General features: G+C 33.5%; 1 protein-coding gene and 1 pseudogene. Both read left to right on the top strand.

All coding sequences use genetic code 11. The features are described 5' to 3' along the window. Positions 1–88: 88 nt before the first annotated feature. On the top strand, positions 89–493 hold the full coding sequence (locus A6M14_RS03180) for a transposase family protein (protein ID WP_017395860.1): 405 nt from the start codon (positions 89–91) through the stop codon (positions 491–493). Positions 494–530: 37 nt separating this feature from the next. Next, positions 531–725 (top strand): annotated as a pseudogene (locus A6M14_RS14155) (IS5/IS1182 family transposase); the annotation flags it as partial.

Below are 725 nucleotides of genomic sequence, written 5' to 3'. Positions count from 1 at the left end.
TAGACTTCCGTCATAAATCAAAAAACGTACAATTTATTTGATCTTAAATTAATCAGCAAAATTATTTAATTCAAGGGATAATCCTTGGATGAAATTCAAAGATATTCAAAAATTATCAGACGTTAAGTTTCGTAGGCTTACCGGTGTTAGTTGGGCTACATTTAACCTCATGTTGGCCGAGCTAAATAAGCATTTACCTCGTCATATTGGTAAAGGACGACCGCATAAATTACCGTTGGAAGATCGTTTGCTCTTATGTATAGAATATTGGAGAGAATATCGAACATTTTTCCATCTTGGTATGAGTTACGGTGTATCTGAAACGAGTGCAATTCGTATCACACGTGTTATTGAAGATACCTTAATCGGTTCTGGAAAATTTAACTTGCCAAAACAACTTCCTAATCGAGATGAAGTGGATTGGGAAGTTGTTGTGATTGATGCAACTGAAATATTAGTTCAACGTCCAAAAAAAACAGAAGAAATGGTATAGCGGTAAAAAAAAGCGACATACCTTTAAATTTCAGCTATCTATGCACTATACAACAGGTGAAATACTGAGTGTATGTGGAAGTCATGGAAGCATGCATGATTTTAAAATATTTAAAAAAAGTATGAGGAAATTAAAATTTAAGCCCTTTTTTATCGTTGATAAGGGGTATTTAGGGATAAAAAAATTGGGTTTTGGATGCCTCATGCCATCTAAAGCAAAGAAAACTGAAAAA

This window comes from Acinetobacter portensis, assembly GCF_009372215.1.
GTDB lineage: Bacteria > Pseudomonadota > Gammaproteobacteria > Pseudomonadales > Moraxellaceae > Acinetobacter > Acinetobacter portensis.
This window is presented reverse-complemented; position numbering and strand designations above follow the sequence as displayed.

Coding starts and splice junctions, on each gene's coding strand:
- A6M14_RS03180 (WP_017395860.1), top strand. CDS start 89: ATGAAATTCAAAGATATTCAAAAATTATCAGACGTTAAGTTTCGTAGG.